Below are 1,235 nucleotides of genomic sequence, written 5' to 3'. Positions count from 1 at the left end.
CAGCATCGACCGGCTCAGCCGCGGACTCGTGCTCGATCGTCATCTCACTCACTTGGCGTCTCCATGATCAACAGATCCGCCGTTTATTAGACACTCCCCTATTCGGTAACGGGCAGAGACAGACCCCGGATGTCTACCTCAACCCCTACCGGGTCGTCGACGGTAACGGGATCAACAAGATCGATACTCCGCCGAGTGGCGGCAGATGGCACTACCCCCAAAGCCACTTCATCCGCCAGGTGCTGCGCGATCCCTTCCGACTTGTTGAACCCGACGACCACGCATATGGGAACGCCTTCAACCGGTTCGAGTTTCTGACATCCCTGATCGCCATGGACCAGGAGGACGACTTCCTGGCCAACCCCTGGCCAGGAGAATTCCTCCTCGACCCAAACTGGGGCTACGCCGACAACAGCTTGGCCGCAGATGCGGAGCGCGAGATGACACCCGCCTGGCCGCTCCTCCAGAGCGGGGCGTTTGGCGGCGACCTCGAGCGTGGCAAGAAGGCGCTCCAGGCACTCATCGAGTACCGGGCAAAGCATCCTCGCTGGTGACCGGCTTGCCATAGGGCCGGGCGGGGGTCCTCGCCCGGCCCTGCGTATCCGGTCGCTACCAGCGGATGCCGAGGGCGTCGAGTTCTGCGACGCGCTCCTGGGCGAGGCCGTTGCGTCGGGCGCGTTGGTTGGCGATGAAGATGCCGAGGGCGTGGGCGGTGCCGTGGACGGTCTCGACATGGGACCGGGGGACGTTGAGGTGTCCTTCCCGTTCGGCGTATTGGCGGGCGGCGGTGAGGTTGGCGGCCCAGATCTGTGCCCGGGTGCGTTTCGGCCTGGCCGCCCCTGGGGCCGGTGCTTGCTCCTCCTTCGGGGCGGCGGTGATGTCGAGGATCTCGGTCAGGAGCCACTGCTGGACCGTGGTGAGCGCGTCCCACTGGGTGCGCTGGGCTTGGATCCAGCGGCCGATGTCTTCGCCTTGGATGACGAGCTCGCCATCCTGCTAACTCTTGCTCGGATGTCCTGAATGCTTCTCATGACGCTGTCTGGAATGAAGCAGGTCAGAGTTACTGCCAGGTGACACAAGCTGAGAGAGCCGAGGACATCCGGTGAGAAAGTGCAGCGCGTTGAAGTGAGAGTTCCTTAGACCGACCGGCAAATGGATCATGTGAGGCGTCGGGTGGTGGGTCGGGCGTCCCAGCGGTAGCGGCTCGTTGCTCGACGGATCAGTATGCGGAGCGT

1 protein-coding gene and 1 pseudogene are annotated in these 1,235 nt (G+C 63.8%); one reads left to right on the top strand and one right to left on the bottom strand.

Going from position 1 to position 1,235, the window contains the following annotated elements:
* Positions 1 to 554, top strand: a pseudogene (locus PV364_RS41090) (hypothetical protein); the annotation flags it as partial.
* A 55-nt stretch (positions 555 to 609) separates the two neighbouring features.
* Here PV364_RS41090 and PV364_RS41085 read toward each other — a convergent pair.
* On the bottom strand, positions 610 to 807 hold the full coding sequence (locus tag PV364_RS41085; RefSeq protein WP_319666056.1) for a helicase associated domain-containing protein: 198 nt from the start codon (positions 805 to 807) through the stop codon (positions 610 to 612).
* Between the last annotated feature and the right edge of the window lie 428 nt (positions 808 to 1,235).

The sequence above is a fragment of the Streptomyces sp. MI02-7b genome (assembly GCF_033793585.1).
Taxonomy (GTDB): domain Bacteria; phylum Actinomycetota; class Actinomycetes; order Streptomycetales; family Streptomycetaceae; genus Actinacidiphila.
This window is presented reverse-complemented; position numbering and strand designations above follow the sequence as displayed.